General features: G+C 67.2%; 5 protein-coding genes. 3 read left to right on the plus strand and 2 right to left on the minus strand.

Features of this window, described 5'->3' with window-relative positions:
* Together AB4Y84_RS15580 and AB4Y84_RS15585 are read right to left on the minus strand one after the other, a co-directional pair.
* A partial coding sequence (locus AB4Y84_RS15580; RefSeq protein WP_442250398.1) for a DUF418 domain-containing protein occupies nucleotides 1–494 on the minus strand: 494 nt, incomplete at its 3' end.
* Nucleotides 495–593: 99 nt separating this feature from the next.
* Nucleotides 594–1,076: an FKBP-type peptidyl-prolyl cis-trans isomerase gene (locus AB4Y84_RS15585; protein WP_442244094.1), complete on the minus strand. Its 483-nt coding sequence runs from the start codon at nucleotides 1,074–1,076 to the stop codon at nucleotides 594–596.
* 111 nt (nucleotides 1,077–1,187) lie between these two features.
* On the opposite strand from AB4Y84_RS15585, the gene AB4Y84_RS15590 reads away from it, so the two are divergent.
* The 3 genes from AB4Y84_RS15590 to AB4Y84_RS15600 all read left to right on the plus strand — a co-directional run.
* Nucleotides 1,188–1,727 (plus strand): C40 family peptidase, encoded by a 540-nt coding sequence (locus AB4Y84_RS15590; protein WP_428705193.1) that lies wholly within the window; start codon nucleotides 1,188–1,190, stop codon nucleotides 1,725–1,727.
* A gap of 132 nt (nucleotides 1,728–1,859) precedes the next feature.
* Entirely contained in the window at nucleotides 1,860–2,636 is a 777-nt protein-coding gene (locus tag AB4Y84_RS15595; protein ID WP_033831682.1) for a C40 family peptidase, read from the plus strand.
* A 231-nt stretch (nucleotides 2,637–2,867) separates the two neighbouring features.
* Nucleotides 2,868–3,900, plus strand: a 1,033-nt coding sequence (locus AB4Y84_RS15600; RefSeq protein ID WP_442250399.1) for a sigma 54-interacting transcriptional regulator, incomplete at its 3' end; no start/stop codon positions are given.

A 3,900-nucleotide genomic window follows, 5' to 3' on the forward strand; every position in this document is an offset into this window, starting at 1 on the left:
TACACCAGCAACCCCATCCAGGGCAGCCAGCTGCGCGGTGCCTCACGGCAGGCCAGCAATGGCAGCGAGGCCAACGCATACAGCACCAGGATGTCGCCCGACCAGACCAGCAGTGCATGGCACAGGCCGATCAGCAGCAGCCCGGCGCTGCGGCGCAGGTAGAACGGAGTGAACTGGCGGCCCGCYGCCTCGGCGCGCTGGGCCATCACCGCAAAGCCCGCCCCGAACAGCAGCGAGAACAGGGTGAAGAACTTTCCCTGCACGAACACATAGACGAACGCATCAGCCCAGTAGTCGATGCCCTGCCAATGCGCGTCGATGCCCGTAAAGGCCAGGTCCAGCGGCCCGCTGAGGGCCTCGATGTTCATCAGCAGGATGCCCAGCAGGGCGAAGCCACGCAGTATGTCCAGCAGGGCGATGCGTTCGCCGGAAGCCACCGGTTGCAGGGAAGGGGAAGCGGTGTTCACAGGGCATCCGGCGTGCAGGTCCGTCATTATGCCGCCGGCCTGCGGACCGTGGATGGCTCCGCCCTGTTCCACATACGCAACGGCCCGCCGAGGCGGGCCGTTGCTGCCATCACTATCGCGACGCGATCAGTGCTGGTGACCGCCGTCGCCGTGGACGTGGCCGTGTTCGAGCTCTTCCTTGCCGGCTTCGCGCACGTCGACGATCTCGACGTCGAAATGCAGGTCCTTGCCGGCCATCGGATGGTTCAGGTCGACGTCGACCACGCTCATGCCGACCTTCTGCACGGTCACGGCACGCGGGCCGAAGTTGGTCTGCAGCACGACCTGCTGGCCCGGGACCAGCTTGGCGGTACCGAAGTGCTTCTTCGGCACGCGCTGGGACAGGCCATCACGGCGCTCGCCGTAAGCATCGGCCGCCTTGACGTCGACGTCGAAGGTCGCGCCGGCTTCCTTGTCCATCATGGCGTTTTCCAGGCCCGGGATGATGTTGCCGTGGCCGATCAGGATCGCCAGCGGCTCGCCGCGGTCCTTGGACGATTCGATCGTCTCCTGGCCGGCCTCGGAGACGGTGTAGTGGAAGCGGACAACGCGGTCTTTTTCGATCTTCATGCGCAACTCTGTCTGGATCTGCCGGAGGCAGGCGGGTTGGGGCGGGTTGTCGCCCGGCGGGGACGCCGCCATCATGACGGCCAATCCAAGGTCGCGCATTATCCGGAGAACATGCACATCACGCCAGTTTCGTCCGGCACGCGCCGGCTCCTCGCGCCCGCCCTGCTGCTGGCCCTGCCCCTGCTGCTGACCGCCTGCGGCGGCGGCAAGGCCGTCCGTTCCGCACCGCCACCGCCTGCGGCAGGCTGGCCCAGCACCACTCCGGACAACCCCGAAGCGGCCAATTCGGTGCTGATGCGTGCCATCAGCCTGGTTGGCACGCCCTATCGCTACGGCGGCAACACGCCTGAATCCGGCTTCGACTGCAGTGGTCTGGTCGCCTACGTCTACCGTGAAATGCTGGATCTGAAGCTGCCGCGGACCTCACGCGACCTGGCGGCGGTTCAGGGCCCGAAGATCGACCCGAAGCGCCTGGCGACCGGCGACCTGGTCTTTTTTGGCAGCCGCGGCAGTGTCAGCCACGTCGGTATCTACGTGGGCGAAGGTCGATTCGTGCACGCCCCGAGCACCGGCGGAACGGTCCGCCTTGATTCCCTCAGCGGCCCCTATTGGAAGGACCACTACACAGGGGCGAAACGGGTCCTTCGCTAAAATGAACAGGCGATATGTTCAAAACTGTGACAGATATCACCGCGCAACTAACGATTTATTAACGGAATTTTTAACTTATTACTGCTTTTACAGGGCATGATGCCCCATCGTTTTTTTCCTTGTGACCGACGCGTGACGACAAACGACCCGACGTGCCAAGGCCAGACCGCCGCTTCTTCGCGTAGTGTCCGCCCGCTTCTGCTGGGCCTGGCATTGTGTCTGACCAGCCTTCCCGCCTGGTCGCAGTCCGCTCCCACCCGTACCGATGCGACCCCGGCTGCTACCGCCGAGACCGCCCCTCGCGCAGCCGCCAAGGCCGACGCCACCGCTCCGCAGCGCAGCCGCGCCGATGCCGCCGCCAGCGCCACCCTGGCCGCCCTGCTGCCGCACCTGGCCGCCAATGACACCATTCCCCTGATGGACCGCTCGGCCATGGTGGCCGGTGACCTCAGCCGCCTCCTCGCCAATTACGACACCAGCAGCGCCGCCAATGGCAGCGTCGTGGTCGGCAACGCTGCCGACAACGGCAAGGTGCAGTCGCTGCTGCGCCGGGCCATGACCCTGCTCGGCACCCCGTACCGTTGGGGTGGCAGCAATCCGGACAGCGGCTTCGACTGCAGTGGCCTGGTCGGTTACGTGTTCCGCTCGGCCCTGGGCATCGAGCTGCCGCGCGTCTCGCGCGAAATGGCGCATGACGCCAATGCCGAACTGATCAACGACCGCGCCGCGCTGGCTGCAGGCGATCTGGTGTTCTTCGGCCGCAAGGGCCGGGTCGACCACGTCGGCATCTACGTGGGCGATGGCCGCTTCCTGCACGCCCCAAGCACCGGCAAGGACGTCCGCGTCGACACCCTGCTCACCGGCTACTGGGGCAACAAGTTCATGCAGGCCCGCCGGGTCGACCTCTGATCCGGGGTCATCTGCGCATTGCCTGAAAAGCCGCTGCCCTGCAGCGGCTTTTTCATTGGGCGGCTGGCCGTAACCGGGGCCGCTGGCCGCTGGCCGCCGCTTGCTGCGTTGGTCCTTGATGTCAAGGTTGCAGTGACCGCGACAGGCCGACCGTGTTCGGCCACAGCATCCCGGCGCGGGGCGGCGCGCCGGGTGCCCGGCTGGGCCGCCCGTGTTGCCTGGGGGAAAGGAATGGCGGCAAGCCTGGAGATTCCATCGCGTTGCGCAATCTGGTTCGGCCAACCGCAGGCAGCCGAGCGGGGTGCGCTGGCGGCGGCCGGTTGGCAACTGCGCTGCGTCAGCCCTGCCCCTGCCATGGCCATCGGCCTGCGCGGCCGCGACCACCTGGTGGCCATCGTCGATCTGCGTCACCTTGATGCCGACGCCGTGCAGCTGCTGCTGCCATGGATCGAGCGGCATCACCACCTGCCCTGGCTCGCCGTGCTGCCCCCTGGACTGGGCAGCGCTCCGCCCGCGTGGGGGCCGCTGCTGCGCGCGTGCCGCGACCAGTTCGCGCTGCCACTGGAACTGCACGATCTGCTGTCGGCAATGCAGCGGCAATCCGAGGGCGACGACGCGTTGCCGCACATGGTCCGCGAGTCCGGCAACCTGCCGGCGCTGATCGGCGACAGCACCGCCCTGCTGTCGGTGCGCGCCTCCCTGCATAAATTCGCTCCGGTCGACCTGCCGGTGCTGGTCACCGGCGAGACCGGCACCGGCAAGGAACTTGCCGCGCAAGCGCTGCATGCCTTGTCCGGGCGCGCCGGCAAACCGTTCCTGGCGATCAACTGCGGCGCGATCCCTGCCAATCTGGTGCAGTCCGAACTGTTCGGCCACGAGCGTGGGGCCTTCACCGGTGCCGCCCAACGCCGCATCGGTCTGTTTGAAAGTGCCCACGGCGGCACCGTGTTCCTCGATGAAGTCGGCGACCTGCCCGCCGACGCACAGACCAGCCTGCTGCGGGTGCTGCAGGAGGGGACGCTGGAACGGGTCGGCAGCAACCAGCCGCTGCGTGTGGACGTGCGCGTACTGGCAGCCACCCACGTCGAACTCGAACAGGCGGTGGCCCAGGGCCACTTCCGCCGGGACCTTTACTACCGCCTCAATGTCCTGCGCTTGCCGATGCCCGCGCTACGCGAACGTGGCAGCGATGTCCTGCTGTTGGCCGAGCACTTCCTGCGCGGCTTCCGCCAACGCCACCCCGGCCGCGCACGCGGGTTTGATC

The organism is Stenotrophomonas sp. 2YAF22, from assembly GCF_052114665.1.
Classification (GTDB): Bacteria; Pseudomonadota; Gammaproteobacteria; order Xanthomonadales; family Xanthomonadaceae; genus Stenotrophomonas; species Stenotrophomonas indicatrix.

What these genes read in the sequence shown, in the direction of transcription:
- AB4Y84_RS15585 (WP_442244094.1), bottom strand. Translation starts at nt 1,076, where the DNA reads ATGAAGATCGAAAAAGACCGCGTTGTCCGCTTCCACTACACCGTCTCC.
- AB4Y84_RS15590 (WP_428705193.1), top strand. Translation starts at nt 1,188, where the DNA reads ATGCACATCACGCCAGTTTCGTCCGGCACGCGCCGGCTCCTCGCGCCC.